The 25,671-nt window shown below is 39.0% G+C and carries 27 protein-coding genes; 13 read left to right on the plus strand and 14 right to left on the minus strand.

What is annotated here, in order from left to right:
- Window positions 1-50: 50 nt before the first annotated feature.
- Both dnaG and rpsU read right to left on the minus strand, forming a co-directional pair.
- Window positions 51-1,835 carry a DNA primase gene (gene dnaG / locus DPV81_RS08925; protein WP_111387985.1) on the minus strand — a complete coding sequence of 595 codons (1,785 nt, stop codon included), beginning with the start codon at window positions 1,833-1,835 and terminating at the stop codon, window positions 51-53.
- A gap of 137 nt (window positions 1,836-1,972) precedes the next feature.
- Window positions 1,973-2,188: a 30S ribosomal protein S21 gene (gene rpsU / locus DPV81_RS08930; protein WP_005694732.1), complete on the minus strand. Its 216-nt coding sequence runs from the start codon at window positions 2,186-2,188 to the stop codon at window positions 1,973-1,975.
- 218 nt (window positions 2,189-2,406) lie between these two features.
- Here rpsU and tsaD point away from each other — a divergent pair, with 218 nt between their 5' ends.
- The 6 genes from tsaD (at window position 2,407) to DPV81_RS08960 (ending at window position 6,803) form a co-directional block, all read left to right on the plus strand.
- Window positions 2,407-3,435 carry a tRNA (adenosine(37)-N6)-threonylcarbamoyltransferase complex transferase subunit TsaD gene (tsaD, locus tag DPV81_RS08935; RefSeq protein WP_111387987.1) on the plus strand — a complete coding sequence of 343 codons (1,029 nt, stop codon included), beginning with the start codon at window positions 2,407-2,409 and terminating at the stop codon, window positions 3,433-3,435.
- Window positions 3,436-3,444: 9 nt separating this feature from the next.
- Window positions 3,445-3,681: a hypothetical protein gene (locus DPV81_RS08940; protein WP_005694734.1), complete on the plus strand. Its 237-nt coding sequence runs from the start codon at window positions 3,445-3,447 to the stop codon at window positions 3,679-3,681.
- The gene (locus tag DPV81_RS08945) at window positions 3,681-4,262 is read left to right on the plus strand and encodes a thymidine kinase (RefSeq protein ID WP_111387989.1); all 582 of its coding nucleotides are present in this window, start codon (window positions 3,681-3,683) and stop codon (window positions 4,260-4,262) included. The genes DPV81_RS08940 and DPV81_RS08945 overlap by 1 nt, the downstream gene beginning before the upstream one ends.
- Window positions 4,263-4,297: 35 nt before the next feature.
- Complete coding sequence (locus DPV81_RS08950; protein WP_111387991.1) at window positions 4,298-5,518, plus strand: aromatic amino acid transport family protein; 1,221 nt, start codon at window positions 4,298-4,300, stop codon at window positions 5,516-5,518.
- A 277-nt stretch (window positions 5,519-5,795) separates the two neighbouring features.
- Window positions 5,796-6,182, plus strand: coding sequence for a YgiW/YdeI family stress tolerance OB fold protein (locus DPV81_RS08955; protein ID WP_005694737.1), 387 nt, complete (start codon window positions 5,796-5,798; stop codon window positions 6,180-6,182).
- Between the two features lie 57 nt (window positions 6,183-6,239).
- Window positions 6,240-6,803, plus strand: a complete 564-nt coding sequence (locus tag DPV81_RS08960) for a hypothetical protein (protein WP_111387993.1) — start codon at window positions 6,240-6,242, stop codon at window positions 6,801-6,803.
- A 101-nt stretch (window positions 6,804-6,904) separates the two neighbouring features.
- Here DPV81_RS08960 and ligA read toward each other — a convergent pair whose 3' ends face one another.
- Together ligA and zipA are read right to left on the minus strand one after the other, a co-directional pair.
- Window positions 6,905-8,908 (minus strand): NAD-dependent DNA ligase LigA, encoded by a 2,004-nt coding sequence (gene ligA, locus DPV81_RS08965; protein WP_207930112.1) that lies wholly within the window; start codon window positions 8,906-8,908, stop codon window positions 6,905-6,907.
- Window positions 8,909-8,991: 83 nt separating this feature from the next.
- Window positions 8,992-10,032, minus strand: a complete 1,041-nt coding sequence (zipA, locus tag DPV81_RS08970; RefSeq protein ID WP_111387995.1) for a cell division protein ZipA — start codon at window positions 10,030-10,032, stop codon at window positions 8,992-8,994.
- Window positions 10,033-10,202: 170 nt separating this feature from the next.
- Between zipA and cysZ the strand changes: the two genes are divergently transcribed.
- The 5 genes from cysZ to DPV81_RS08995 all read left to right on the plus strand — a co-directional run bounded on the left by cysZ (window position 10,203) and on the right by DPV81_RS08995 (window position 14,535).
- Complete coding sequence (gene cysZ, locus DPV81_RS08975) at window positions 10,203-11,048, plus strand: sulfate transporter CysZ (RefSeq protein ID WP_111387997.1); 846 nt, start codon at window positions 10,203-10,205, stop codon at window positions 11,046-11,048.
- Window positions 11,049-11,148: 100 nt separating this feature from the next.
- Entirely contained in the window at window positions 11,149-12,099 is a 951-nt protein-coding gene (gene cysK, locus DPV81_RS08980; protein ID WP_005694743.1) for a cysteine synthase A, read from the plus strand.
- Window positions 12,100-12,281: 182 nt separating this feature from the next.
- Window positions 12,282-13,055 (plus strand): amino acid ABC transporter substrate-binding protein, encoded by a 774-nt coding sequence (locus DPV81_RS08985; RefSeq protein WP_054420342.1) that lies wholly within the window; start codon window positions 12,282-12,284, stop codon window positions 13,053-13,055.
- A complete protein-coding gene (locus tag DPV81_RS08990; RefSeq protein ID WP_111387999.1) occupies window positions 13,039-13,755 on the plus strand; it encodes an amino acid ABC transporter permease in 717 nt (238 codons plus the stop codon). Before DPV81_RS08985 ends, DPV81_RS08990 begins: the two co-directional genes overlap by 17 nt.
- Before the next feature lie 9 nt (window positions 13,756-13,764).
- Window positions 13,765-14,535 carry an amino acid ABC transporter ATP-binding protein gene (locus tag DPV81_RS08995; RefSeq protein WP_111388001.1) on the plus strand — a complete coding sequence of 257 codons (771 nt, stop codon included), beginning with the start codon at window positions 13,765-13,767 and terminating at the stop codon, window positions 14,533-14,535.
- Between the two features lie 72 nt (window positions 14,536-14,607).
- Here DPV81_RS08995 and DPV81_RS09000 read toward each other — a convergent pair whose 3' ends face one another.
- A complete protein-coding gene (locus DPV81_RS09000; RefSeq protein ID WP_005697447.1) occupies window positions 14,608-15,351 on the minus strand; it encodes an MIP/aquaporin family protein in 744 nt (247 codons plus the stop codon).
- Window positions 15,352-15,723: 372 nt separating this feature from the next.
- On the opposite strand from DPV81_RS09000, the gene glpK reads away from it, so the two are divergent.
- Window positions 15,724-17,235 (plus strand): glycerol kinase GlpK, encoded by a 1,512-nt coding sequence (gene glpK, locus DPV81_RS09005; protein ID WP_005694750.1) that lies wholly within the window; start codon window positions 15,724-15,726, stop codon window positions 17,233-17,235.
- Window positions 17,236-17,312: 77 nt separating this feature from the next.
- On the opposite strand, the gene DPV81_RS09010 is transcribed toward glpK, so the two are convergent.
- The 8 genes from DPV81_RS09010 to DPV81_RS09045 form a co-directional block, all read right to left on the minus strand.
- Window positions 17,313-17,561, minus strand: coding sequence for a DUF7683 domain-containing protein (locus tag DPV81_RS09010; RefSeq protein ID WP_111388003.1), 249 nt, complete (start codon window positions 17,559-17,561; stop codon window positions 17,313-17,315).
- Between the two features lie 21 nt (window positions 17,562-17,582).
- Complete coding sequence (locus DPV81_RS09015) at window positions 17,583-18,113, minus strand: ankyrin repeat domain-containing protein (RefSeq protein WP_111388005.1); 531 nt, start codon at window positions 18,111-18,113, stop codon at window positions 17,583-17,585.
- Between the two features lie 170 nt (window positions 18,114-18,283).
- Window positions 18,284-18,790, minus strand: coding sequence for a hypothetical protein (locus DPV81_RS09440; protein ID WP_207930111.1), 507 nt, complete (start codon window positions 18,788-18,790; stop codon window positions 18,284-18,286).
- Complete coding sequence (locus tag DPV81_RS09025) at window positions 18,708-19,652, minus strand: Imm49 family immunity protein (RefSeq protein WP_111388007.1); 945 nt, start codon at window positions 19,650-19,652, stop codon at window positions 18,708-18,710. Before DPV81_RS09025 ends, DPV81_RS09440 begins: the two co-directional genes overlap by 83 nt.
- A gap of 228 nt (window positions 19,653-19,880) precedes the next feature.
- On the minus strand, window positions 19,881-20,732 hold the full coding sequence (locus tag DPV81_RS09030; protein WP_243583402.1) for a hypothetical protein: 852 nt from the start codon (window positions 20,730-20,732) through the stop codon (window positions 19,881-19,883).
- A gap of 5 nt (window positions 20,733-20,737) precedes the next feature.
- Entirely contained in the window at window positions 20,738-21,298 is a 561-nt protein-coding gene (locus DPV81_RS09035; protein ID WP_111388009.1) for an HNH endonuclease family protein, read from the minus strand.
- A gap of 141 nt (window positions 21,299-21,439) precedes the next feature.
- The gene (locus DPV81_RS09040) at window positions 21,440-21,823 is read right to left on the minus strand and encodes a hypothetical protein (protein ID WP_111388011.1); all 384 of its coding nucleotides are present in this window, start codon (window positions 21,821-21,823) and stop codon (window positions 21,440-21,442) included.
- Window positions 21,824-21,925: 102 nt separating this feature from the next.
- The gene (locus DPV81_RS09045) at window positions 21,926-24,238 is read right to left on the minus strand and encodes a Tex family protein (RefSeq protein ID WP_111388013.1); all 2,313 of its coding nucleotides are present in this window, start codon (window positions 24,236-24,238) and stop codon (window positions 21,926-21,928) included.
- Window positions 24,239-24,344: 106 nt separating this feature from the next.
- Here DPV81_RS09045 and greB point away from each other — a divergent pair, with 106 nt between their 5' ends.
- Window positions 24,345-24,821 (plus strand): transcription elongation factor GreB, encoded by a 477-nt coding sequence (greB, locus tag DPV81_RS09050; RefSeq protein ID WP_005697419.1) that lies wholly within the window; start codon window positions 24,345-24,347, stop codon window positions 24,819-24,821.
- A 64-nt stretch (window positions 24,822-24,885) separates the two neighbouring features.
- On the opposite strand, the gene deoD is transcribed toward greB, so the two are convergent.
- A complete protein-coding gene (gene deoD, locus DPV81_RS09055; RefSeq protein ID WP_070776012.1) occupies window positions 24,886-25,602 on the minus strand; it encodes a purine-nucleoside phosphorylase in 717 nt (238 codons plus the stop codon).
- Window positions 25,603-25,671 lie beyond the last annotated feature (69 nt).

Here is a 25,671-nt window from a genome sequence, read left to right on the forward strand (position 1 = left end):
TATTTTTGGAAGATAAAAGCCCTTGTTTTGAACAGGAGATTTTACCATTGTTATGACGGATTAACTAACTGTTTTTTCTGCTCTTCTTTTCCCTTGAGCAAATTCACTAAAATTGCTCGCTCTTGATCAGTTAATCCTTCCGCCCTTTCTTTTGCAATCAGCATTTCAATATCTCGTTCAATCGCCTGAATATTCAATCGACGATAGTTTTGAGAGAATGCATTAATGATTTCTAAGTCATCTAATAGATGATCCCAAGAAGCTAATATTTCAAGGGGCTTGCTGAATTCTGTATCACGAAAATATTCTAAGATTTGCCCTGTTGTAATGCCTTCTCGTTCACGACAAAGTGCGGTCAATTTTTCGAGTAATTCGTAACCCGCCTCATGCTTTAAGGCTTGTAAACCCACATCAGAAATACGATTCACTAATTGTGAATTCTGTAATAACAGCGAAATCACCACGCGCATTGGTGTTTTCTTAATGGTTTTTTGTGGCGTTTTAGGTTTGGGTTCAGCCTTATCTATTTGATTTGGTATTAAGCTTTCAAGCTGTGATTGATCAAAGATCCCAAGCTTTTGCGCCAACATATTCCGCAATGAAAGACGCAGCATATCACCAGGGATTTGACGAATTAAAGGCGCCGCGAGTGCCACTAATTTGCCTCGTCCTTCTTGCGTCGAAAAATCTACTTGTGGACTTAAATGCGCGAATAAGAATTCTGTGAGAGACTGAGCTTGATCAATATATTCTTCAAACTTTTCTTTACCGTATTGACGAATATAAGTATCCGGATCTTCTCCATCTGGCAGGAAAATAAACTTAATTTGTCGTCCGTCTTCCAGATAAGGTAAGGCGTTTTCAAGGGCTCGCCAAGCGGCATCACGCCCTGCTCTATCTCCATCGTAGCAACAAATAACTTGCTCTGTTGAACGGAACAATAATTGAATTTGTTCCGAGGTCGTCGATGTACCAAGGGAAGCCACAGCATAATTGACACCAAATTGTGCTAATGCCACCACATCCATGTAACCTTCAACCACCAGTAATTTTTCTGGCTCATCATTGATTTGTAAGGCTTCATACAAGCCATAAAGTTCATTACCTTTATGGTATGTAATGGTTTCGGGGGAGTTCAAATACTTGGGTTTTTCATCCGTTAAAACACGTCCACCAAAGGCAACTGTTCGACCACGTTTATCCCGAATCGGAAACATAATACGATTACGGAATTTATCGTACACATTGCCACGATCGTTTCGAGAAAGCATACCTAAATCAAGCAACTTTTTCTGTTCTTCTCGATTTTTGCCGAATTGACGCAACACCGTATCCATTGCATTGGGTACATAACCAATTTGAAAACGAGCAATAATTTCTGGCGATAAACCACGTTGCTGAAGATAGCTTTGAGCAGGAATATTTAGCGGGAGTTGCACTTGATAAAACGACGCAATCTCTTGCATCAAATCGTATAAATTACGTTTTGTATGATAGCTCACATCCGGTTTATTGCCGAATTGGTTTGGGCGTTTTTCATAAGGCACTTCAAGCCCAGCCGAAGCAGCAAGTTCTTCAACTGCTTCAACAAATTCTAATTTGTCATAATCCATTAAAAATGAAATCGCATTGCCTTTCGCGCCACAACCAAAGCAATAATAGAATTGTTTTTTTTCACTTACTGTGAAGGAGGGTGTTTTTTCGTGATGAAACGGACAGCAAGCTTGATAATCTCGTCCCGCTTTTTTAAGTTTCACGCGTGCATTAATCACATCGACAATATTCGATTTTGTGAGCAGATCATCAATAAACTGGCGTGGAATTGAGCCTTTCATTGCCTTGCCTCCTTGAATACGATGCGAAAGTGCGGTTGATTTTGCGTGACTTTTTTTCGATGAGTTTAAAGCAACAAAACCGTGATACCCAAAAGGTTTCACGGTTTGTCTTAACTCGAGTTAGAAAATACTACAAATTAGTATAAACGGGTATTGCGCGCGTTTTCGCGAGCATTACGTTTAGCGTGACGTTTAGCAAGTGTTGCTTTTTCACGTTTACGGATTGTAGTTGGTTTTTCATAGAATTCACGAGCGCGAACTTCTGCTAAAATACCAGCTTTTTCGCAAGAGCGTTTGAAACGACGTAAAGCTACGTCGAATGATTCGTTTTCACGTACTTTAATTACAGGCATAAGCCAATCACCTCAATGAGTTTAATTTAATTGCAATTTTAAATTTTTATTACTGCCGAATGAACGGCAAATTCAATAAAGGACGCAATTCTAATCGATCTTCCCTGCAAAAGCAAAGGAAAGATCGCCTATTTGCTGAAAATTTGGCGTTTGAACTGGTTTAAGCGGGCTAAACAAGGTAAAATCTTTGCCAATTTTTTTAATAAAATGAGAATAAAATGCGTATTTTAGGAATCGAAACCTCCTGTGATGAAACAGGTGTCGCGATTTATGATGAAGACAAAGGCTTAATTGCTAATCAGCTCTACACGCAAATTGCCTTGCATGCGGATTACGGCGGTGTGGTACCAGAGCTAGCTTCCCGCGATCACATTCGTAAAACGGCGCCATTAATTAAAGCCGCATTAGAAGAAGCCAATTTAACCGCTGATCAAATTGATGGTATCGCCTATACAAGCGGTCCTGGTTTAGTGGGTGCATTATTAGTGGGCGCAACGATCGCGCGTTCACTAGCTTATGCTTGGAATGTGCCCGCTATTGGCGTACATCACATGGAGGGTCATCTACTTGCTCCAATGCTTGATGAAAACCGACCGCACTTTCCATTCATTGCCCTCTTAGTTTCAGGTGGACACACACAATTAGTGCGTGTTGATGGCGTAGGTAAATATGAAGTCATTGGCGAATCCATTGATGATGCGGCAGGCGAAGCCTTTGATAAAACCGCGAAATTATTAGGGTTAGATTACCCTGGCGGTGCAGCACTTTCACGTTTAGCCGAAAAAGGATCAAAAGATCGCTTTGTGTTCCCTCGACCAATGACGGATCGACCTGGCCTTGATTTTAGCTTTTCTGGTTTAAAAACCTCAGCAGCAAACACCATTAATCAGGCGTTCAAACAAGAAGGTGAATTAACTGAACAAACCAAAGCTGATATTGCCTTTGCCTTCCAAGATTCTGTCGTGGATACACTTGCAATTAAATGCAAACGTGCCTTAAAAGAAACCGGTTATAAGCGTTTAGTCATTGCTGGCGGCGTAAGTGCAAACAAAAAATTACGTGAAACCCTTGGCACTATGATGAAAAATCTTGGTGGTGAAGTATTTTATCCGCAACCTCAATTTTGTACCGATAACGGCGCCATGATTGCCTATACGGGCTTTTTACGTTTAAAACAAGGTCAGCACTGCGATCTCGCCATTGATGTCAAACCTCGTTGGGCAATGGCCGAGCTCCCTGCAATTTAAGGAAAAAATATGGAAAATATGATTAAAGTAAGAGCCATGCGTGCAGCCGGTATCGCTTGTTTTTTGGTGCTCGCGATTATTGGTGCATGGATTTTTACCACGCCAAGCAGTGATATTGTTGACGCTCTTGCTGAAGCAGGAAAAATGGTGGGAGGCGGTGCCACTTACGGGACCTTTATGCTAGCAGCCTGTCCACCTGTTGCAGGATTCATTGCCTATCATTTCTGGAAATGGGTGATTAAATAATGGCAAAACTCTATTTTTACTACTCTACGATGAATGCAGGTAAATCAACCACATTGTTACAGTCTTCCTATAACTATCGTGAACGCAATATGAACACCATGGTTTATACGGCTGCGATTGATGACCGCTTTGGCGCAGGCAAAGTCACATCACGTATTGGTATTCACGAAGAGGCGAATTTATTTACATCGACAACGGACCTCTTTACTGAAGTGAGTCAACGTTTACAACAAGAAAAAATTCATTGTGTTTTAGTTGATGAAGCCCAGTTTTTAACGAAACAACAAGTGTATCAATTAAGTGATGTTGTGGATAAACTGAAAATTCCAGTGCTTTGCTATGGCTTGCGTACCGACTTCCAAGCAGAGCTATTTGAAGGTAGTAAGTATTTACTTGCTTGGGCAGATCAACTAGAAGAATTAAAAACAATCTGTTATTGTGGGCGTAAAGCTAATTTCGTTTTACGTTTAAATGAACAAGGTGAAGTCATTAAGGAAGGGGAACAAATCCAAATCGGTGGAAACGACTCCTATCTTTCGGTTTGTCGCTATCATTACAAAGAAAAGTGCGGTCAGCTTTAACCTCATTTTTCAATTTATACTCGGAGGACAATTTTATGCTAAAGAACAAAACATTCGGCAGTGCCTTAATCATTGCCGGCACGACCATCGGAGCCGGGATGCTCGCGATGCCATTAACCTCTGCCGGAATTGGTTTTGGTTATACGGTTTTATTACTAGTCGGCTTATGGGCACTTTTGGTTTACAGCGGTTTACTTTTTGTTGAAGTCTACCAAACAGCCGATCGATTAAATGATGGCGTGGCGACTCTCGCTGAAAAATACTTTGGTATCACTGGGCGAGTCTTAGCCACCTTTAGTTTGCTCATTTTACTTTATGCCCTTTCAGCGGCCTACATCACCGGGGGCGGTTCATTATTATCTGGCTTACCAACGGCTTTTGGCTTTGAAAGTCTTTCCTCCGAACTTTCAATCATTTTATTTACTGTCGTACTCGGTGCCTTTGTGGTTATGGGTACAAAAGGCGTTGATGGCGCCACTCGTATTCTGTTTATCGGCAAATTAATCGCCTTTGCTTTCGTGTTATTTATGATGTTACCAAAAGTGTCTGTCGATAACCTGATGGCCTTGCCTTTAGATTATGCTTTCGTGATTTCTGCGGCACCTATCTTCTTTACCTCTTTTGGCTTCCACATCATTATGGGTAGCGTAAATAGCTATTTAGATGGCAGTGTCACTCAATTCCGTAAAGCCATTTTAATCGGTACAGCCATTCCACTTGTGGCTTATTTAGTATGGCAATTAGCAACTCACGGTGTATTAAGTCAAAATGAATTTGTGCAAGTGTTGCAAGCGGATCCAACCCTTAACGGCTTAGTCAATGCAACACGTCAAATCACGAACTCCCACATTATGGGTGAAATCGTGCGTGTGTTCTCTGCACTTGCATTAATTACTTCTTTCCTAGGTGTGATGCTAGGAGTATTTGAAGGTTTAGGCGATTTATTTAAACGTTACAAATTGCCACACAACCGTTTAACACTGACTGTTGCAGCATTTACTCCACCACTTGCATTCGCCTTGTATTATCCTGAAGGTTTTATTGCCGCATTAAGCTATGCGGGTTTACTCTGTGCATTCTATTGCTTAATTTTACCTATCGGTCTCGCATGGAAAACACGTCAAGCGAATCCAAATCTGCCTTATCGTGTAATCGGTGGAAACGTAACCTTAGTGATAGCCTTAGTAATTGGCGTAATCATTATGATCGTACCATTCTTAATTCAAGCAGGTTATTTACCTGCAGTAGCAGGCTAAAGTGCGGTAGATTTCCAGGGCATTTTTCTCATAAAAGTAGGGCTTAAACGCCCTATTTTTTTATTTTCAAAAAAATTTTCATTTTTTTTACCTCTCTTAATCTTTCCTTAAGATTCTCTTGTTTAAATACACTCATCGAAAGGCAAACAATCCAATCGATAAATAAATCTGAAAAATGTTAATCACTTAAGAAAAGATTAAGATTTGAATGATTTAATACATCTGAAAGCAAAGCTTTCAACTTACTTTATGATTATCTTATTTAGGAGAACAAACTATGAAAAAATTACTTACTGTTGCAGCTATCGCATTATCTTCTGTTGCCGTATATAACACCGCAATAGCACAAGGATTTAATGATGGTCACAAGCACAACACCCAACAAGGTTTTGTCGATGAAAGTGTTATTGTAAAAACCGTTGATGATGCATTAAATGCCAATGATGACACTCCAGTTCGTTTAGACGGACAAATTGTAAAACAAATTGGTAAAAAGGATTTCTTATTTAAAGACGCAAGTGGAAAAGAAATTCAAATTGAAGTCAGCAAAAAAGCATGGAATGGTGAAACGATAGCACCTCAAGATAACATTCAAATTATCGGTAAAGTCGATAAAGAATGGAATAAAACAGAAGTGGATGTGAAACAAATCATCAAAAAATAAGTAACAAAATGACCGCACTTTTCTTAAGTGCGGTTAAAAATCCCAAAGGAGAAGAAAATGGAAAACGTACAAACAATGTCAGATCTTATGCAGCAAATTCAACAACGAATTGATTCAATAAAAGCCTCTGCCATGCAGCAACAAACAGAAATGAAACAGTCATTAAATGAATGTATTGAGCAAAGTGAAGCCATTCAAAATCAATTAGTTCAAAGCCAACAGCAATTAACATCACAATTGGAATACGGCACGGCAGTATTAATTGAACTGGAACAAGGGTTACAGCTAGATTTCAGTACAGAAATCGCCGAATTTGAACAGTTGTGTCAAAATGAAACCGCCGATACGACAGAATTAACGCAACGATTGGAACAGCATGTACAGGAAAAAATCACGTTCCAATTAAACGAATTAAAAGCCAAAACAGGTATAGCCTTACAAGAGATTGGTCAGGTGACACTCCATATTAAGCAGTTATTTGGGACAGAAAAAAGTGCTAAAGTGAAAGGGTTGGCAAAATTAAAACAACGTTTATATAAACGTTTTGGTAAACAGATTATTGCTTCAAAAGAATGCTTGGCAAAACAACTGGAACGCGGAGCCAGTAAATTAAGAGCTTAAAATGTCCGCTATCGTTTATTAAGAAGAAAAGTTAAACCGCACTTAATCTTGAGATGAGATGAAGTGCGGTCATTTTTTTAGTTTTTTTTCGATTGAGACGGTTAAATCTGAGCCAAAAATTCTTCTTCCGTTAGAACGGTAACACCTAATTCTTGTGCTTTTGTGAGCTTAGAACCCGCCGCATCACCGGCAATCACAAAATCTGTTTTTGCTGAAACCGAGCCGCTCACTTTCGCGCCCATGTCTTGTAATAGCGCTTTAGCTTCATTACGGCCCATTTGAGTTAAGGTTCCGGTTAACACAACCGTTTTGCCTTTAAAGCGGTTTTCTGTGATCTCTTTGGTTTCCACGGTTTCCCAATGTACGCCTTGAGCGATTAAATCATTCACTACCGCCACATTATGTGGTTCGTGCCAAAACGCCAAAATACGATTTGCCACTACTTCGCCCACATCAGGCACTTGCTGTAAGGCTTCTAAATCTGCATTTTGCAAAGCTTCTAAGGTTTTGAAATGATTTGCTAAATTCAATGCCGTTGCTTCACCCACTTCACGAATCCCTAAGGCGAAAATAAAACGTGCTAACGTCGTATTTTTTGCTTTTTCAAGGCTCGCTAAGGCATTTTCAGCAGATTTTGTACCCATTCTTTCCAAACGGGTTAGCGTGGTTAAATCTAACTTAAATAAATCGGCGGGTGTATGAACTAATTCACGCTCCACCAACTGTTCGATTAATTTACCCCCTACGCCATCAATATCCATGGCCTTGCGAGAAACGAAATGTTTAAGCGCTTCTTTACGCTGTGCTGCACAGAACAAACCGCCCGTACAACGTGCTACGGCTTCGCCTTCAATACGAACAATGGCCGAATCACATACTGGACAAGTTTCTGGAAAAACAATCGGTCTCGCATCTGCTGGGCGACGGTCGTGTAATACGCCGATAATTTGTGGAATCACATCCCCCGCACGGCGAATCACTACCGTATCGCCAATAGCAATGTCCAAGCGTTCAATTTCATCACCGTTATGTAATGTGGCATTACTCACCGTGACACCTGCCACAAATACCGGTTCTAATTTAGCCACTGGGGTAATTGCCCCTGTTCTGCCCACTTGGAATTCCACATCATTCAAGCGAGTTAATTCTTCTTGTGCAGGGAATTTATAAGCAATCGCCCAACGTGGCGCTTTAGAAATAAAACCTAATTTCTCTTGTAACGCAATATCATTGATTTTCAGTACGGTACCATCTATATCATAGCCAAGAGAACTGCGTTTATTTTGAATATCATGATAAAAATCCAACACTTCATCTGTGCCGTTACATAAACGGATTTCTGGGTTTACCGGAATCCCAATAGACTTCAACCATTGCAAACGATCATAATGCGTATTCGGCAAATCTATCCCTTCAGCAATACCAATACCATAAGCATTCAACACCAATGGACGTTTACTCGTAATTTTAGGATCAAGCTGGCGCAACGATCCCGCTGCTGCATTACGTGGGTTAGCAAAGGTTTTCTCGCCTTTCTCTAAAGCGTGCTGATTTAAACGCTCAAAGCCTTCATGTGGCATAAACACTTCGCCACGCACTTCTAAACGTGCAGGCGGATTGTCCATTAAAAGCTGCAAGGGAATATTTCGAATCGTGCGGATATTGGCAGTAATATCTTCCCCCGTTGTCCCATCACCACGGGTCGCGGCTTGAGTCAGTACGCCATTCACATACAAAATACTCACCGCTAAACCATCTAACTTAGGCTCACAGCAGAAAGTAAGCGGGTCAGGCAAACGAATAAGACGATCTTCAATACGTTTTACGAATGCATAAAATTCCTCGTCTGAGAAAGCATTATCCAAAGATAACATTGGAATTTCATGACGAATTTGTGCAAAGCCAGAAAGCGGTTTGGCGCCCACTCGTTGAGTAGGTGAATCTGCCGTAATGAGTTCCGGATGGGCGGCTTCTAAGGCTTTAAGATGATGAAATAAACGGTCATATTCCGCATCAGGAATGGTTGGATTATCCAACACGTGATATTCATATTCATAACGACGAAGATCCTGACGTAATGTATCAATTTGTTGCTGAAGGCTCATAATGTTCTCTAACGATTTACTCATTGAATTAAAATGGGCGAACCATCGGCTCGCCCAAAGTGCGGTTATTTTTTTCGTGCGTTTTATGCGATGCGAGATAAATAATCCTGCTCAGCTACATCATCAAAAATCTCTTGCTGATCAGTCAATACTACGCCACCTAAATCTTCTGCAATGGTTTTCGCTGCACGAATCATCATACGTAAGTTCGCCAAATTATTACCTGGTGATGGTAGCTGCATAAAGAGTACTACACCCATAGTTGAAAACTCGGCCATATTGTAATAATCAAACGTACCGGGTTGTTCAATGTTTGCCACACTAAATAACACTGGGCTTGCCACACTTAAATCAAAGTGGCGATGATACATTTGACGCTCGCCAAAAATGAAACCGAGATTTTCTAAAGACTGAGATAACTGCGGACCATAGAATTCACGATTTTGATTTGAAATGACATAAAGTTGAACAAATCCCGTGGTTTGTTTTGGTTTTTCCACTTCTACTGGCTCGTGATAGTTAAAATGTACGTTCTCATGAGTAGGTTCTTGAGTTGGATTTAATGACATCTCGGCTAACTGCTCACGCAATTCAGGCGAAGAAGAATTCACACCATCAAAATCATTGCTTTGTGCTTCTAACTCTTCGATTGTCATTTCTGCCACACGTGGTTTCGGTTGTACATTCGTTTCAGGATAAACCACAGGTTCAGATTGTGGAGCTGGCGTAGGAGCAGGTTGCGCCGTGTTCATCTCATAAACTGGCTGATTTGGTAAGGAGATTTTAATATCATCGACGCTTTTTTCTATTTGACGCGCATCCACTTGAGCACGCTGCTCATCAAAATTAAATTGCTGTTGGCTTGCTGCCTGTGGTGCCACTTTAGGTTGAACACTTTGTTGTACAGGCTGTGCTGCTTGAGCGCGATGTGTTAAACGAATATCCGCATTAGGATCAGCGGCTTGCGAAAAAGGATTGACCTCACCGTTTTTAGAAGTGCGGTTAAATGTATTCGCGCTTTTAAAATATTTTGATTTCTCACGGCGATTTGACCATAATCCGTGTACCACTAAGGCAATTAAAGCAATTACCCCTAAAATAATCAAAATGGTATTTAAGTCCATTCTTGTTGCTCCTTAACGCAATGATTTTTGCTAATCCTATCACATTTCCACAGGTGAAAAAATAGGAAAGCAAACAAGAGATTAAAAGGGATGAGATGGAATTTTTCTCAAAAAATATTGTCTTTCTGTGACATTTTATATTTTTTACTTTTCAATTTAAAGGAACAATGATGATCGATCAAAATGAAATAAAATCTGCTTTCAATCATTTCGTAATGGGTTGGCATTTTATTACGCAAAAAGGCCTACGCCGTTTTGTGATTATGCCAATTTTACTTAACGTCGTTCTACTTACAGGCTTATTCTGGCTATTCGTTTCACAAATCTCCACGATGATCGACTGGGTGATGAGCTTTATTCCAGATTGGTTAAGCTTTTTAAGTGTGATTTTGCTCGTGCTGTCTATAGGCTCAATTCTCTTATTTTTCTATTTTGCCTTTACGACACTTTCAGGCTTTATTGCCGCACCGTTTAATGGATTGTTGGCAGAAAAAGTCGAAAAAATGCTGACTGGTGAAGCCGTTAATGATGATGGTTTTGCCGAAATTATGAAAGATGTGCCACGTATGCTAAATCGTGAATGGCAAAAACTATGGTACAGCTTACCGAAATTTGTAGGCTTGTTCTTATTGAGTTTTATCCCGGTTATCGGACAAACCATTATTCCTGTGCTGACATTCTTATTTACCTGTTGGATGATGGCAATTCAATATTGTGACTATCCGTTTGATAACCACAAGATTTCCTTTGGCATTATGAAAAATGCGTTAGGCGAAAGACGTTCTCAAAGCCTGACATTCGGGGCATTAATTACCCTTTGTACCGCATTGCCGATCGTGAATTTAGTGATTATTCCTGTGGCGGTCTGTGGTGCAACCGTGATGTGGGTCGAAAATTATCGCTCACAATTAAAATTTGATATGAATTTTGACCGCACTTCAAGTTCAACACAAATTGTGACACGTTCTACGAGTACAGAAATTAAGCCTTCAGGAAATAACATCGTGAATAAATAGCATTTAGTTATAAAATATAGCTATTAACTATTTTTTTTATATAAAAACCGGTGTTATAACTACTGCATCAACTCATTCCAAAATATAAAAGGACAGTAAAATGACAATTTATGCAGATAACTCATACTCAATCGGTAATACTCCATTAGTTCGTTTAAAACACTTCGGACACAATGGTAACGTTGTCGTAAAAATTGAAGGTCGCAACCCAAGCTTTAGCGTGAAATGCCGTATTGGTGCCAATATGATTTGGCAAGCAGAAAAAGACGGCATTTTAACAGCGGGTAAAGAAATTGTAGATGCAACCAGCGGTAACACCGGTATTGCTTTAGCTTATGTAGCGGCAGCGCGCGGTTACAAAATCACCTTAACCATGCCTGAAACCATGAGTCTTGAACGTAAACGTTTATTACGTGGTTTAGGCGTAAATCTTGTGCTTACTGAAGGCTCAAAAGGGATGAAAGGTGCGATCGCTAAAGCAGAAGAAATCGTGGCGTCTAATCCAAATCATTATGTGATGCTAAAACAATTTGAAAACCCAGCTAACCCGGACATTCATCGTCAAACTACCGGTGAAGAAATCTGGAAAGATACTGAAGGTAAAGTTGATGTTGTGGTTGCTGGTGTGGGTACCGGTGGTACAATTACTGGTATTTCTCGTGCGATTAAATTAGATCACGGTAAAAAAATTACCTCTGTAGCGGTTGAACCAACAGAATCACCTGTTATTAGCCAAACCCTTGCTGGTCAAGAAGTGAAACCAGGTCCACACAAAATTCAAGGTATCGGTGCGGGCTTCATTCCGAAAAACTTGGATTTATCATTAATTGATCGCGTGGAAACTGTAGATAGCGATACAGCAATTGCGACCGCCCGTCGCTTAATGGCTGAAGAAGGGATTCTTGCGGGTATTTCTTCAGGTGCTGCAGTGGCAGCGGCTGACCGCTTAGCAAAACTACCAGAATTCCAAGATAAATTAATCGTTGCAATCCTACCTTCTGCATCAGAACGTTATTTAAGTACAGCGTTATTCGAAGGTATTGAAGCTTAATCGATTGATTGAATTCATTTTATCTAAGGTCTGTTTTTACAGACCTTTTTTGTTTATTAATTAAACAAATTTTATTTGATATAACTAAAGGAAATAATTCATAAATAAATAATACTTTTCTTTTCTTTTTCGCTTCTTATAATTCATTTCACTTTCGTTATTTATCTAAAAAAGGAATACTTATGAAAAAATCATTTTTTAGCACCGCACTTTTAGCGGCAGGATTAGCCCTTTCTACTTTTGCTAACGCCGGTGAAATTGCTGATCGCGTTGAACAAACTAAAACCTTATTAGTTGGTACTGAGGGTACTTACGCACCATTTACTTTCCACGATAAAGATGGCAAGTTAACAGGTTTCGATGTGGAAATTATCGAAAAAGTTGCGCAAAAATTAGGTTGGAAAGTTGAATTTAAAGAAACCGCTTGGGATGGCATGTATGCAGGTTTAAATGCAAAACGCTTTGATGTTATTGCGAACCAAACCAATCCAAGCCCAGAACGTTTAAAAAAATATGATTACAGTGCACCTTATAACTACTCTGCTGGCGTAATCGTGACGAAAGCCGATAACGATAGCATTAAATCATTCCCTGATTTAAAAGGTAAAAAATCTGCACAATCTGCAACCAGTAACTGGAGCAAAGATGCTCGTGATAATGGTGCAATTATTGTGACCGTTGATAGCTTAGCGCAAAACCTTGAAGCAGTAAAACAAGGTCGTGTTGATGCCACAGTAAACGATAAATTAGCAGTATTAGATTACTTCAAAAAACAACCTAATGCAGGCTTAAAAATTGCCGTAGAAAGTGATAAAAAAATCCCGACCGGTTTTGCTTTCTTGAAAGGTGAAGAACCGCTTATTGCGAAAGTAAACCAAGCACTTGAAGAACTACGCAAAGACGGAACTTTAAAACAAATTTCAATCAAATGGTTTGGCGATGACATTACTCAATAATTGGTTAGCAAGCCTTCCATTTATGACCACAGAACGAGCTGATTATGTAATCAGCTCGTTTTGGCCTATGATGGAAGGGGCGATTTTATATACGATTCCCCTTGCGGTCATTTCCTTCTTTTGCGGTTTATTCATTGCAGTTATCGTGGCTGTGATTTGCACGTTGCCACATCCCAATTTAATGACCAAAATTCTACAGGGCATTTGTCGCATCTATATTTCAATTATTCGCGGCACGCCAATGTTGGTGCAGATATTCATTATCTTCTACGGTTTACCTGAAGTTGGCATCAAACTTGAGCCTTTCCCAACCGCAATTATTGCGTTCTCCATTAACATTGGTGCTTATGCAGCAGAAACGGTGAGGGCCTCCATTCTTGCGATTCCTAAAGGTCAATGGGAAGCCTCTTATGCGATAGGCATGAATTACACACAAGCTTTCGTGCGTACCATTATGCCGCAAGCTTTACGTATTTCCGTCCCTTCGCTATCAAATACCTTCATTAGCACAGTGAAAGATACGTCTCTGGCATCACTTGTTTGGATCGCAGAGTTATTCCGTGTGGCGCAAAACATCACAGCTGAAAACTACGAATTTATTTTAATTTATAGTGAAGCGGCTCTCATTTATTGGGTATTCTGTTTTGTACTGTCAATAGGGCAAACTCGTTTAGAAAAACGCCTTTCTCGCCATTTATAAGGACTGTTTATGTTAAAAGTCACGAATATTCAGAAAAGTTTTAATGGCCACCATGTATTAAAAGGCATTGATTTTGAAATTAATAAAGGTGAAGTGGTTGCCATTCTGGGTCCATCAGGTTCAGGCAAGACAACTTTTTTACGCTGTTTAAATTTACTCGAACGCCCGGAAAAAGGGGTATTAGCATTTACTGATGGAAGCTTAACTATTGATTTCAGCAAAAAGATCAGCAAATCCGATGAACTAAAATTGCGTCGACGTTCCTCAATGGTGTTCCAACAATACAATCTATTTCCCCATCGCACTGCACTCGAAAATGTGATGGAGGGCATGGTGGTTGTGCAAAAACAACCGAAAGAGACTGCACGTGAAAAAGCATTGGCTTTATTGGAAAAAGTTGGTTTAAAAGCAAAAGCGGATTTATATCCCTCTCAACTGTCTGGTGGTCAACAGCAACGTGTCGGGATCGCCCGAGCTTTAGCAGTTAAACCCGATATTATCTTGTTAGATGAGCCTACTTCCGCACTTGACCCTGAACTCGTCGGTGAAGTGTTACAAGCGCTCAAAATGCTCGCGCAAGAAGGTTGGACAATGATTATTGTCACCCATGAATTGAATTTTGCCAAAGATGTGGCAGATCGCGTGATTCTAATGGAAAATGGTCAGGTCGTTGAACAAAATACTGCGGCTGAATTCTTCAGTCATCCACAGCAAGAGCGCACCAAACAATTCTTATTGCAAGCTAAAATGCCAATGGAATTCGAAGATTATTGTATTTAATCAAACTTCTAAATATAAAAAGAGCGGTCAAAAAACATCATGAATTTTGACCGCTCTTTCTATTTGAATAAATTACATAATGGCATTATAGAATACCGCTGCTAAAGCTGCCCCGATAAATGGACCTACAACCGGCACCCAACTGTATCCCCAGTCAGCTTTAGTTTTTAATGTCCCCCCCAGGAAAAGACCTAAGGTTAAACGCGGACCAAGATCTCGAGCTGGATTAATCGCATAACCGGTTGTGCCACCTAAGCTCAAACCAATTGCCCAAACGAGAATCGCTACTGGTAATGCCCCGATAGAACCTAAACCAATTGGTGTGCTTTCTGCTGTGCCAGGTAAAGTGATATTTGCCCCCGCAAGATAGAAAATCACGAAAACAAGCACGAAAGTACCAACAATTTCGTTTACTAAGTTGATTGGATAGTTACGAATCGCAGGTTCGGTACAGAAACAAGCGCGTTTTAAGCCCTCTTCTTCGGTGGCTGCAAAGTGATCTTTATACATAATGTAAACCAACAACGCACCTACCATGCCGCCCACTACTTGTGCCGCGATGTAGCCTGGTACCAGTTCCCAAGCAAACGCACCTTTCATTGCCACGCCAAGTGTTACTGCAGGATTTAAGTGAGCCCCACTATAAGGCCCCGTCACAACGACGGCCACATACACTGCAAATGCCCACGCGGTAGTAATCACAATCCAACCAGAACTTTGCCCTTTCGTTTTATTTAAACATACGTTGGCCACCACACCGTTACCTAACAGGATTAAAAGTGCTGTGCCAAAAAATTCTGCAAAATAGGCATTCATAAGAGAATCTCCAAATAATGATTAACTTAATGATTTCATTAAAGAAATCTTGTTTTGCAATTCGTTTCGTTGTTTGATCAAATATTGAGATACTCAAAGTGAGTGACTTCATTATCTAGTTTTAACCAATTAATTCAATAGATAAAACCGATCTATTTTCTAGAAATGAGAGAAGGATCACATTATTTTGTACGTTAACGCAATCGATTGCATATCTTCAGAGAAAAATCTGTGATGCTAATCACAAAACCCAACATTGCTTGTTCCAATTAGATTCGAATTCAATTAAGTTAGGTTCGCAATTTGTTCGTTTAAGCTCAAAATTTCTTCATTCATTTAATGAGAGTGCCAAGCGCTCTAAGGAATAGAACCATGACAGACAAAAAATACATCATCGCTTTGGACCAAGGTACCACAAGCTCCCGTGCAGTATTATTAGATCACAATGCGAATGTTGTCGAAATCGCCCAACGTGAATTTACACAAATTTATCCACGCGCAGGCTGGGTGGAACATAATCCAATGGAAATTTGGGCAACACAAAGTTCAACATTAAACGAAGTGGTTGCAAAAGCAGGCATTACCTCAGATGAAATTGCGGCAATTGGTATTACCAACCAACGTGAAACCACCATTGTGTGGGAAAAAGCAACTGGCACACCGGTTTATAATGCAATTGTGTGGCAATGTCGTCGTACCGCAGATATTACAGACAAACTTAAAGCGGATGGTCACGAAGAATATATCCGCAACACCACGGGGTTAGTGGTAGATCCATACTTCTCTGGTACAAAAGTGAAATGGATTTTAGACAATGTAGAAGGTGCTCGTGAAAAAGCTGAACGCGGCGAGCTTCTATTTGGTACCGTGGATACCTGGCTTGTGTGGAAATTAACCCAAGGCCGTGTTCACGTAACGGATTACACCAACGCATCCCGTACCATGTTATTTAACATCCATACGAAAAAATGGGATGACAAAATGTTGGAATTATTAAATATTCCACGCTCTATGCTGCCTGAAGTACGCAATTCTTCCGAAGTGTATGGCCAAACCAACATCGGGGGTAAAGGCGGTGTACGTATTCCAGTTGCAGGTATCGCGGGTGACCAACAAGCAGCACTTTACGGCCATCTATGCACACGCGCAGGTCAAGCGAAAAATACCTATGGTACAGGCTGCTTTATGTTGCTTCACACCGGTGATAAAGCCATTACCTCTAAAAATGGCCTATTAACCACCATCGCGTGTAACGCCAAAGGTGAACCCGAATACGCGCTTGAAGGTTCGGTATTTATCGCAGGTGCTTCAATCCAATGGTTACGTGATGAACTCAAAATCGTACATGATAGCCACGACTCCGAATACTTCGCACAAAAAGTCCCAGATAGCAATGGCGTGTACGTTGTTCCGGCCTTCACTGGTTTAGGCGCACCATATTGGGATCCGTATGCACGCGGTGCAATTTTTGGTCTTTCTCGTGGTTCTAACCGTAACCATATTGTACGTGCAACCCTTGAATCTATTGCTTACCAAACCCGTGATGTGTTAGAAGCAATGCAATCTGACTCAGGTCAACGCTTACAATATTTACGTGTCGATGGTGGCGCAACCAACAACAACTTCTTAATGCAATTCCAAGCGGATATTTTAGATGTGAATGTTGAGCGTCCAGTAGTGAAAGAAGTAACCGCACTTGGTGCAGCTTATCTTGCTGGTCTTGCGGTTGGTTTCTGGAAAGATTTAGACGAGCTTCACGACAAAGCGCGTGTAGAACGTACCTTCACACCTGATAATGACGAAGAAAAACGTGAACGTCGTTATAAAGGCTGGAAAAAAGCCGTTAAACGCTCATTAGAATGGGCAAAAGAAGACGCGGAATAATCCTTCCTCGCCAATAGTAAAGTGCGGTCAAAATCGCTTGTGTTTTTGACCGCACTTTTATTTAGTATCTATATATCCTATGCTTGATAACAGGCAACATAATATCCAACATCTTTGTTATGATATTCATCTATAATATGTTTACCGCCTAGAGCAATAACTTTTTCCTGAGTCAGGATATATGAAAAAAGTGCCAATTCATCATCCTCATCAGGAGAAACTATCTCAATAACTAGATGATCAGGAATTGTTATTTTATAAGAATAAAGCAACTCATCTGTTTCATTACTATATACTTCAATATATCTTCTAACTTTTAGACTCATATCATATCTAAATATTTAACACTACGAATACTTTTTCATTAATTCATAAATTGGTTTTAATTGAGGCTCATTCTCTGTAGGTTTATAACTTTCAAGAATAGTTTCATCCTCATTTACTAAATAATGCACATTTGCCCCTTTTTGAAGCATAAGCTCTAAAACATCCAATCTCTCTGGGATATATCCAATCATAGACAAAGGGATTAAACCATCTTGGTTCGGTAAATTAGGATTTGCTCCTGCTTTGAGCAACGCTATCGCCGCCTCAGCATTTTTACTTCGTAATGCATAATGCAAAGGAGTCATTCCGTGTATATTTTGAGCATTAACATCAACGCCATTATCAATATAGAATTGTATTAATTCTGCTTTAGGTTCCGAATAGCAAAGTATTCTATGTAGATAGTTCCATTTATCTAAACTAGTAATTTTTTTTATATCTGCCAATTTGTTTTCTAAAAATATTTTTCTTAATAGTTGAAGATCATTATTAAAATTACTCTCTACAATTTTTTCTTCCAAATCCAAGTCATTAAATTTAGAAAAATTCATCTTATTTTCCTCTATTTATAAAATTTCTCATATCTTGTTTTATATCTAAGATATCACCTTTACCAAGCATTTCATTTCTATGACTTCGATTCACCGAACGATTTTCCAATCTAAACCACTGCGAGATTAGTGTATCACTACAAACATCTCCATTAAGCTACATTTCGCCTTTACTTATCACAAAATAAATTTATATCGTCAAAAACATCACTTATCGCGCCTAAAAACTGACCACTATTTTTTAATAACTCTAGTTTATTGATAATATCAAGGGAAATTCTTTTATCAATTCTAACTATATGTCCTACTGATATTATTGATGTATATTTTAATTCATCTATTGATGAATCAAGGTTATCTAAAACTATTTTTTCTGCGATATCTCTATCTACTGAATATAGCACAATATTTAAAATAAGATTGCAACAATTCGCCACCGTATCAAGTGTAAAAGAACAATATTTAGGATCCATATATTTCATACTATTTACCTTTTTTTCCATTAGATTTAAATCATCCCATTTTCTAACATGCCCATGATATATTCCTAAACTCGGGTATGTTTCATCAAATATAACTATTTCTCCTGTAGATTTATCTACCAAACAGCGAAGCCCAAAATCCTTTTTTATTTTCAACTTTCTTTTGCTTCGCTTCTTCCATTCTTTGTTTGACATAATTTACCCAAACTTGATGGGGCGCATCAAAATCAAATGATTTCATAAAATCATAAGGAATTTTATATTCTGCTAATGGATTTATATCAATCAATTCTTTTGGCGCTATAGGACTATCAATATCCAAATCAAAACCGTGGATTGCTGCGATTTTGGCATACATTAAAACTTGCGGTTGCAAGTAAAAATCAAAATGTAAAAGTGTATCTTTTGCTGCTCGTTTAGCAAGCTTAAGTTCGAGTAATTTATCTAAAGCCTCTTGCATTCCTTTTATATTTTTATCTGCTAGTGCCACATAAAATTCATGATCGGGAATGCGCTTTAAATCACTACGGGCTTTTTTCTCATCATTTAAGAACGTGAGTGCGCGCTCTTTTAATAATTGCCAATCGCCACTTAACGCCAATAAAGTGTTCGCATTAAAAAAAGGTCTGGTATCAGTTCGTTTATAGGGAACTGAAATATCCACAATTTCATCACGATGTTTAATTAAATAATCAATCAACTTTTGATTATCTGAAAGCAAACTCATAAAAAAGAAATTTGTATTAATTCCGTTGTACGCCCATTGAAAATCATATTCAGACAAAATACCTAAGAAACCCGCAATAGAAGCATTTTCTTTAAATCCTGAAATATCATTTTCTAATAAATGCTTAGAGGCTAATGCGCGGTGATAGTCATCTAATAAACCAATTGAAAAAAACACATCTCCACGAAACTCATCAATTAATTTTATTCTTTGAAATAATACGAGATAAGAATTCTCTGAAAACGAATTAACCCGTTCCCAGGTAAATTTTTTAGCATCACTGTAAGTCTTTGCAATATCGCTGCCTAAAAACACTTGATATTTTTCCATATTGACCTCGTATGACTACTTCTTATTAGGAACTCTAACTGGTAATAACACAACTTTACCATTTGATTTATCTACACTTGCTATAATAGTTTTATAGTCTTAGCCCGATAAACAACCTAATTTCACAATAATACTCGTGGCTTTTAAAGTATTCACTAAGCAATAAAAAAGTGCAGTAAATTTTTAAAACTTAGTAAAAATTGACCGCACTTTAATTTATTGTATTAATTAGAAATCTTCTGCATATTTCATAAAATCAAACTCACCCTCAGCACGTGAGAATAAATGAGCAGCATAATGATCTATTGCCTCTGCTGGATTCGTCAACTTTTTAATACCCATCACATCTGCTCTAGGTATCACATAAACATTACGTTCATCATTATGTGAAGACACAAATAATTGATATCCTGTTTTACTCCAATCATCATTAGAGCGGGTATCAAGCAAACATCTTAATTCAAAATATTTTTTATCATTGAATTTATCATCGTCATAGCTTTGTCTAAAAGCATGATTAAATTTCTGCTCAAGAAATGTTGTATATTCAGGAAGTGCAACGCCATGACTATCTTCAAAACCTTCTATAATTGAATGAATAGGCATTAATAATAATGAAGGTAAATTACTTTTATATATATTTGAAGTTATACCCTCTGATACAATCCATTTATCACTAAAAAATAACCAAGAGTTAAGCAATTCATAAGGAATACTTTTATGATGTAGCTTATATTCTCCCTTAGAGAATGAAAATGGGTCATAACTTATGTAATAAACAATATCATTAATTATTACGCCAAATTCAGTTATATCATTCATTACTGGAATCTGGCTTCTTTTAATAGCATAAAAAAATCTTCCATCGTATAAATGAGAATATGACTCAGGCTGTATAACTTTAAATCGTTCAATAAGATAATTTTCTGGTTCAACTTTATTTACTAAATTTAAACCATCAAATTTCATTGGGTCAAAATCATCAAATTTTCGATAAAATAAGTTTATTTTATCAAAGCATAGCTCTGATAAGTTGAAATAGACTTCGTCAAACTCTTTATATAAATCAGATTTAGTCATAAATTTCACTTAAGACCTCTCTTTTTAATCTGTTCCTCAACTAAAGCCACCATATTTCTTTGAGTGTTTTCTAAATACGCTCTATATGTTGGTGATATATCTTTGTTTTCCTTAACATATCTCTGCCAACCTTCCGTTCCTGTTTCAATTTTAGCACCTTTAGATGAATTTAGTTCCTTTGGTAAAGGCTGTAAATTCATAGGGTGATTAATTAATTCATTTTGAACATGTTTTGGTAATTTATCAAAACCATCAATTTTATTAAATGCGCTTTGTGGCAAAATATGATCCACCGAAGCTCTTGCTCCATCTGGAAAATCTTTAAATTTACCATCAAAAGGATCGATATACATCACTCGATCATTTTTTGGATTAACCCAACCGCCTTGCTTAAATTTAGCCTCAATATCACCATATTTTACATTCACAAAATCACAACAATTTGCATTGTGAACCCAAACACCAAATTCCCCTACATGGTAAGTGCTAAATTCTTCTACGGCGATGTTATAAACTGTTTCTAGTTTTCCAGTAGCCTGTTGCGATACCACTTGTAAAGATGGCAAGCCATTTCTATCAAAAAGTAGAACGAGCTTATGCAAAATTGGATGTGAAATTATAAAACTAGCTTAAAGATAAGCAGCGCTGAAAATACAAAAGTGCGGTCAAAATTTCTTATGTTTTTGACCGCACTTTTATTTTATCAATCAACTATACTGCTGCCGATACTTCTCTAAATTATCTTGAAAATGCTGAATGTAGTATTCGATGTCTTTTTCTGGGTAGCCAAGAATTTGGCCGATTTCACGTTCCACTTTTGGATCAAAACCATTCACAGTGCTTGCGGGAAGTAACACTTCCATTTGTTCAGCAAGTGCAAGAGATTGAGGTAAATAGACAATAAAATCGGTTAAGCAAACATCATTAACATGACGTTGCACTGTTTTTGAATGAAGCATTCCTTGCTCAAGATAAGGGAGAAAGGCGTCAGGAATACCAAGCTCCTGATTGAATAATGCCACTTGCTTTTCGCCCCTTAACATTAATTCCAGCTCCTTGCCTTCATGCGGCCCAAGAATACCTTTTTCCATAAGAATATTCCTTTCGTTGAAATAAAAAAGGGGATTGAATGATTGACCAGATCCCCTTTATTGTACGCCTATTTGGCCACAATGTTCATCTAAATGACGAAATTATTTTTTCCAATTTTTCAACGCATCGGCAAAGGCATTGCCCATCGCACTATTTCCTCTTGGATGACGATCTTGGCGAGGCGCATTGCTTCTTGGTTTGGCACTTAAAGTGCGGTCAGATTTGCCGTCATTTTTGACCGCACTTTCATCTAATCGCATCGTCAATGCAATACGTTTACGTGGAACATCCACTTCCAACACTTTCACTTTCACGATATCGCCAGTTTTCACCACTTGATGTGGATCTTCTACGAATTTATCGCTTAATGATGAAATATGTACTAAACCATCTTGGTGAACACCAATATCCACAAATGCACCGAAGTTAGTCACATTGGTGACAGTACCTTCTAAAATCATACCTGGTTTTAAATCGGTGATTTCTTCCACACCTTCTGCGAATACGGCAGTTTTAAATTCACCACGCGGATCGCGCCCTGGCTTTTCCAACTCTTTGAAAATATCTTGGACGGTCGGTAAACCAAATTGCTCATCAATAAATTGTTTTGCATCAAGCTGACGTACCACACCGGCATTACCCATTAAATCTTGAATAGATTGCGCGGTGGCTTGCAAGATTTTTTCCACCACAGGGTAAGCTTCTGGGTGAACACCTGAAGCATCAAGTGGATTTTTACCTTCTGCAATACGCATAAAGCCCGCACATTGCTCAAAGGCTTTTGGCCCTAAACGTGGCACTTTTTTCAATTCGCTGCGGCTTTCAAAACGGCCATTTTCATCACGGTATTCCACAATGTTTTGCGCTAAGGTTTTTGTCATTCCAGCCACGCGAGCAAGCAATGGTGCGGATGCGGTATTTAAATCTACGCCTACCGCGTTTACACAGTCTTCCACCACCGCATCGAGTTTACGAGCAAGTTGGGTTTGGTTTACATCGTGCTGATATTGCCCTACACCAATGGCTTTTGGTTCGATTTTTACTAGCTCCGCCAATGGATCTTGTAAACGACGAGCAATAGACACCGCACCACGTAAAGATACATCTAAATTCGGGAATTCATTTGCGGCAAATTCAGAAGCAGAATACACTGATGCACCCGCTTCGCTCACCACGACAGTTTGTGGTTTATTTTCTTTAATTTCTTTAATCACTTCTTTCGCAAAACGTTCGGTTTCACGAGAAGCGGTACCATTACCAATGGCAATTAACTCTACGTTATGTTTGCGGATTAAACTGAAAATCGCCACTTGCGCTTCAGCTTCACGCCCCGTGTGTGGATAAATGGTAGTGGTATCTAATAATTTACCTGTGTTATCCACCACCGCGACTTTAACCCCCGTACGTAAGCCCGGGTCCAAGCCCATGGTACTTTTAGCCCCAGCCGGTGCTGCCATTAAAAGTGCGGTCAAATTTCGGGCGAAAACATCAATGGCTTCTTCTTCCGCTTTTTCACGTAAACTAGCCATTAATTCCGTTTCTAAATGCAATGAAACTTTGATTTTCCATGTCCACGCAATCACTTGCTCACGCCATTTATCCGCAGGCTGACCCGTGAAACGGACATCTAAATAATCACGAATAATCTCTTCACAATAACTTTGGCGACTTCCCTCTTCCGCATCAGGATCAGCATTTAAGCTTAATTGTAAAATGCCCTCATTACGTCCGCGGAACATGGCCAATGCACGGTGAGAAGGCACATTTTTCAACAATTCTTGGTGGTCAAAATAATCTTGGAATTTTGCGCCTTCCGTTTCTTTGCCTTCGATCACTTTAGATACGATAACGGCATTTTTTGCTAAATAATCACGGACTTTCGCTAATAAACCCGCATCTTCAGCAAAACGCTCCATTAAAATATAGCGTGCGCCATCAATTGCGACTTTAGTATCTGTTACGCCTTTATCCGCATTTACAAATTCAGCGGCTGCCGTTTCAGGATCATTTTTTGGCTCATTCCAAAGTAAATCAGCCAATGGCTCAAGGCCGGCTTCAATCGCAATTTGTCCTTTGGTGCGACGTTTTGGTTTGTATGGTAAATACAAATCTTCTAATTCAGTTTTGCTTTGTGTCGCATGGATTTTGTCACGCAATTCATCGGTCAATTTTCCTTGCTCTTCAATAGATTTCAAAATGGTTTGGCGACGATCTTCTAATTCACGTAAATAAATTAAACGGGTTTCAAAATGACGAAGTTGAGTGTCATCCAAGCCACCAGTGGCCTCTTTACGATAACGGGCGATAAATGGAATGGTGTTGCCATCATCTAATAATTGAATGGCGGCGAGGATTTGTTGGGGTTGAACGGTTAATTCTGCCGCAATAATTTGGCTAATTTGTTGATTTAACATTGTCATACTTCTTTGTTATTAAAGGATTCGATAAAAACGGGAATAGAATACTGGTTTTAGACAACTGGCTCAAATATAATTCAAAAAAATTTCTTTTATTTTTATTATGGCAAAATCAAATTACATTACCCGTCAAGGCTGGCTTGCGCTTGACCAAGAACTTAAATTTTTGTGGAAAGAAGAACGCCCCAAAGTTACTCAAGCCGTTTCAGATGCTGCCGCGCTTGGTGACCGCAGTGAAAACGCAGAATATATTTATGGCAAACGTCGCTTACGTGAAATTGATCGCCGCGTGCGTTTTCTTTCCAAACGATTAGAAGTGCTACAAATCGTGGATTACCATCCGAAACAAGAAGGTAAAGTGTTTTTTGGTGCTTGGGTTGAGCTAGAAGATGAAGAGGGTGAAGTGAAGCAATATCGCCTTGTCGGCTGCGATGAATTCGATCCCGCTAAAAACTGGATCTCCATTGATTCTCCCGTCGCACGTGCTTTAATCGGGAAAGGCGTTGACGATGAAATCCATGTGGAAACACCCTCTGGAAAAGTGGTGCTTTATGTGAATCGAATTTGGTATGAAAAATAGCAAGCATAAAAAACAAAAGAGCGGTCAGAATTGACCACTCTTTTTATTCTATCAATCGGGTAAATTATGCTTTATCGCCAATTAATACGGATTCTAACGCAATTTCAATCATATCATTGAAGGTTAATTGACGTTCTTCTGCAGTAGTTTGTTCGTGTGTACGAATATGGTCTGAAACGGTACAGATACAAAGTGCTTTTGCACCATATTCTGCTGCTACGCCATAGATACCAGCCGCTTCCATTTCTACGCCTAAGATGCCGTATTTTTCCATCACATCAAACATTTCGAAATCTGGCGTATAGAATAAGTCTGCAGAGAAGAGATTCCCTACGCGAACTTGCTTACCTTTTTCTTTCGCTGCTTGAACCGCTGCTTGTGTCATATCAAAATCAGCAATTGCAGCAAAATCGTTATCTTTAAAACGGATACGGTTTACTTTTGAATCAGTACATGCACCAAGACCGATGATGACATCACGTACTTTAACATCCATACGTACAGCACCACAAGAACCAACACGGATGATTTTCTTCACACCGTATTCAGTAATTAATTCTTTCGCATAAATTGAGCAAGATGGGATACCCATACCGTGCCCCATAACAGAGATACGACGACCTTTATAAGTACCGGTATAACCCAACATATTGCGAACGTTAGTCACTTCTTTCGCATCTTCTAAGAATGTTTCAGCAATATATTTTGCACGAAGCGGATCGCCTGGCATTAATACAACATCTGCAAATGCGCCTTCAGGAGCATTAATATGTGGAGTCATTGTTTTTTCCTCTTGTTGATAAATAAAAAATCATTTAAGCAAACGTTTTCGCCTGCTTTAAAATACAAC

Origin of the sequence: Haemophilus parainfluenzae, from assembly GCF_003252795.1 — a bacterium.
GTDB classification, from domain to species: domain Bacteria; phylum Pseudomonadota; class Gammaproteobacteria; order Enterobacterales; family Pasteurellaceae; genus Haemophilus_D; species Haemophilus_D parainfluenzae_K.

Bases quoted from the DNA above. Each gene is read 5' to 3' on its own strand.
- dnaG (WP_111387985.1), bottom strand. From the start codon at position 1,835: ATGAAAGGCTCAATTCCACGCCAGTTTATTGATGATCTGCTCACAAAA.
- rpsU (WP_005694732.1), bottom strand. From the start codon at position 2,188: ATGCCTGTAATTAAAGTACGTGAAAACGAATCATTCGACGTAGCTTTA.
- tsaD (WP_111387987.1), top strand. From the start codon at position 2,407: ATGCGTATTTTAGGAATCGAAACCTCCTGTGATGAAACAGGTGTCGCG.
- DPV81_RS08940 (WP_005694734.1), top strand. From the start codon at position 3,445: ATGGAAAATATGATTAAAGTAAGAGCCATGCGTGCAGCCGGTATCGCT.
- DPV81_RS08945 (WP_111387989.1), top strand. From the start codon at position 3,681: ATGGCAAAACTCTATTTTTACTACTCTACGATGAATGCAGGTAAATCA.
- DPV81_RS08950 (WP_111387991.1), top strand. From the start codon at position 4,298: ATGCTAAAGAACAAAACATTCGGCAGTGCCTTAATCATTGCCGGCACG.
- DPV81_RS08955 (WP_005694737.1), top strand. From the start codon at position 5,796: ATGAAAAAATTACTTACTGTTGCAGCTATCGCATTATCTTCTGTTGCC.
- DPV81_RS08960 (WP_111387993.1), top strand. From the start codon at position 6,240: ATGGAAAACGTACAAACAATGTCAGATCTTATGCAGCAAATTCAACAA.
- ligA (WP_207930112.1), bottom strand. From the start codon at position 8,908: ATGAGCCTTCAGCAACAAATTGATACATTACGTCAGGATCTTCGTCGT.
- zipA (WP_111387995.1), bottom strand. From the start codon at position 10,032: ATGGACTTAAATACCATTTTGATTATTTTAGGGGTAATTGCTTTAATT.
- cysZ (WP_111387997.1), top strand. From the start codon at position 10,203: ATGATCGATCAAAATGAAATAAAATCTGCTTTCAATCATTTCGTAATG.
- cysK (WP_005694743.1), top strand. From the start codon at position 11,149: ATGACAATTTATGCAGATAACTCATACTCAATCGGTAATACTCCATTA.
- DPV81_RS08985 (WP_054420342.1), top strand. From the start codon at position 12,282: ATGAAAAAATCATTTTTTAGCACCGCACTTTTAGCGGCAGGATTAGCC.
- DPV81_RS08990 (WP_111387999.1), top strand. From the start codon at position 13,039: ATGACATTACTCAATAATTGGTTAGCAAGCCTTCCATTTATGACCACA.
- DPV81_RS08995 (WP_111388001.1), top strand. From the start codon at position 13,765: ATGTTAAAAGTCACGAATATTCAGAAAAGTTTTAATGGCCACCATGTA.
- DPV81_RS09000 (WP_005697447.1), bottom strand. From the start codon at position 15,351: ATGAATGCCTATTTTGCAGAATTTTTTGGCACAGCACTTTTAATCCTG.
- glpK (WP_005694750.1), top strand. From the start codon at position 15,724: ATGACAGACAAAAAATACATCATCGCTTTGGACCAAGGTACCACAAGC.
- DPV81_RS09010 (WP_111388003.1), bottom strand. From the start codon at position 17,561: ATGAGTCTAAAAGTTAGAAGATATATTGAAGTATATAGTAATGAAACA.
- DPV81_RS09015 (WP_111388005.1), bottom strand. From the start codon at position 18,113: ATGAATTTTTCTAAATTTAATGACTTGGATTTGGAAGAAAAAATTGTA.
- DPV81_RS09440 (WP_207930111.1), bottom strand. From the start codon at position 18,790: ATGTCAAACAAAGAATGGAAGAAGCGAAGCAAAAGAAAGTTGAAAATA.
- DPV81_RS09025 (WP_111388007.1), bottom strand. From the start codon at position 19,652: ATGGAAAAATATCAAGTGTTTTTAGGCAGCGATATTGCAAAGACTTAC.
- DPV81_RS09030 (WP_243583402.1), bottom strand. From the start codon at position 20,732: ATGACTAAATCTGATTTATATAAAGAGTTTGACGAAGTCTATTTCAAC.
- DPV81_RS09040 (WP_111388011.1), bottom strand. From the start codon at position 21,823: ATGGAAAAAGGTATTCTTGGGCCGCATGAAGGCAAGGAGCTGGAATTA.
- DPV81_RS09045 (WP_111388013.1), bottom strand. From the start codon at position 24,238: ATGTTAAATCAACAAATTAGCCAAATTATTGCGGCAGAATTAACCGTT.
- greB (WP_005697419.1), top strand. From the start codon at position 24,345: ATGGCAAAATCAAATTACATTACCCGTCAAGGCTGGCTTGCGCTTGAC.
- deoD (WP_070776012.1), bottom strand. From the start codon at position 25,602: ATGACTCCACATATTAATGCTCCTGAAGGCGCATTTGCAGATGTTGTA.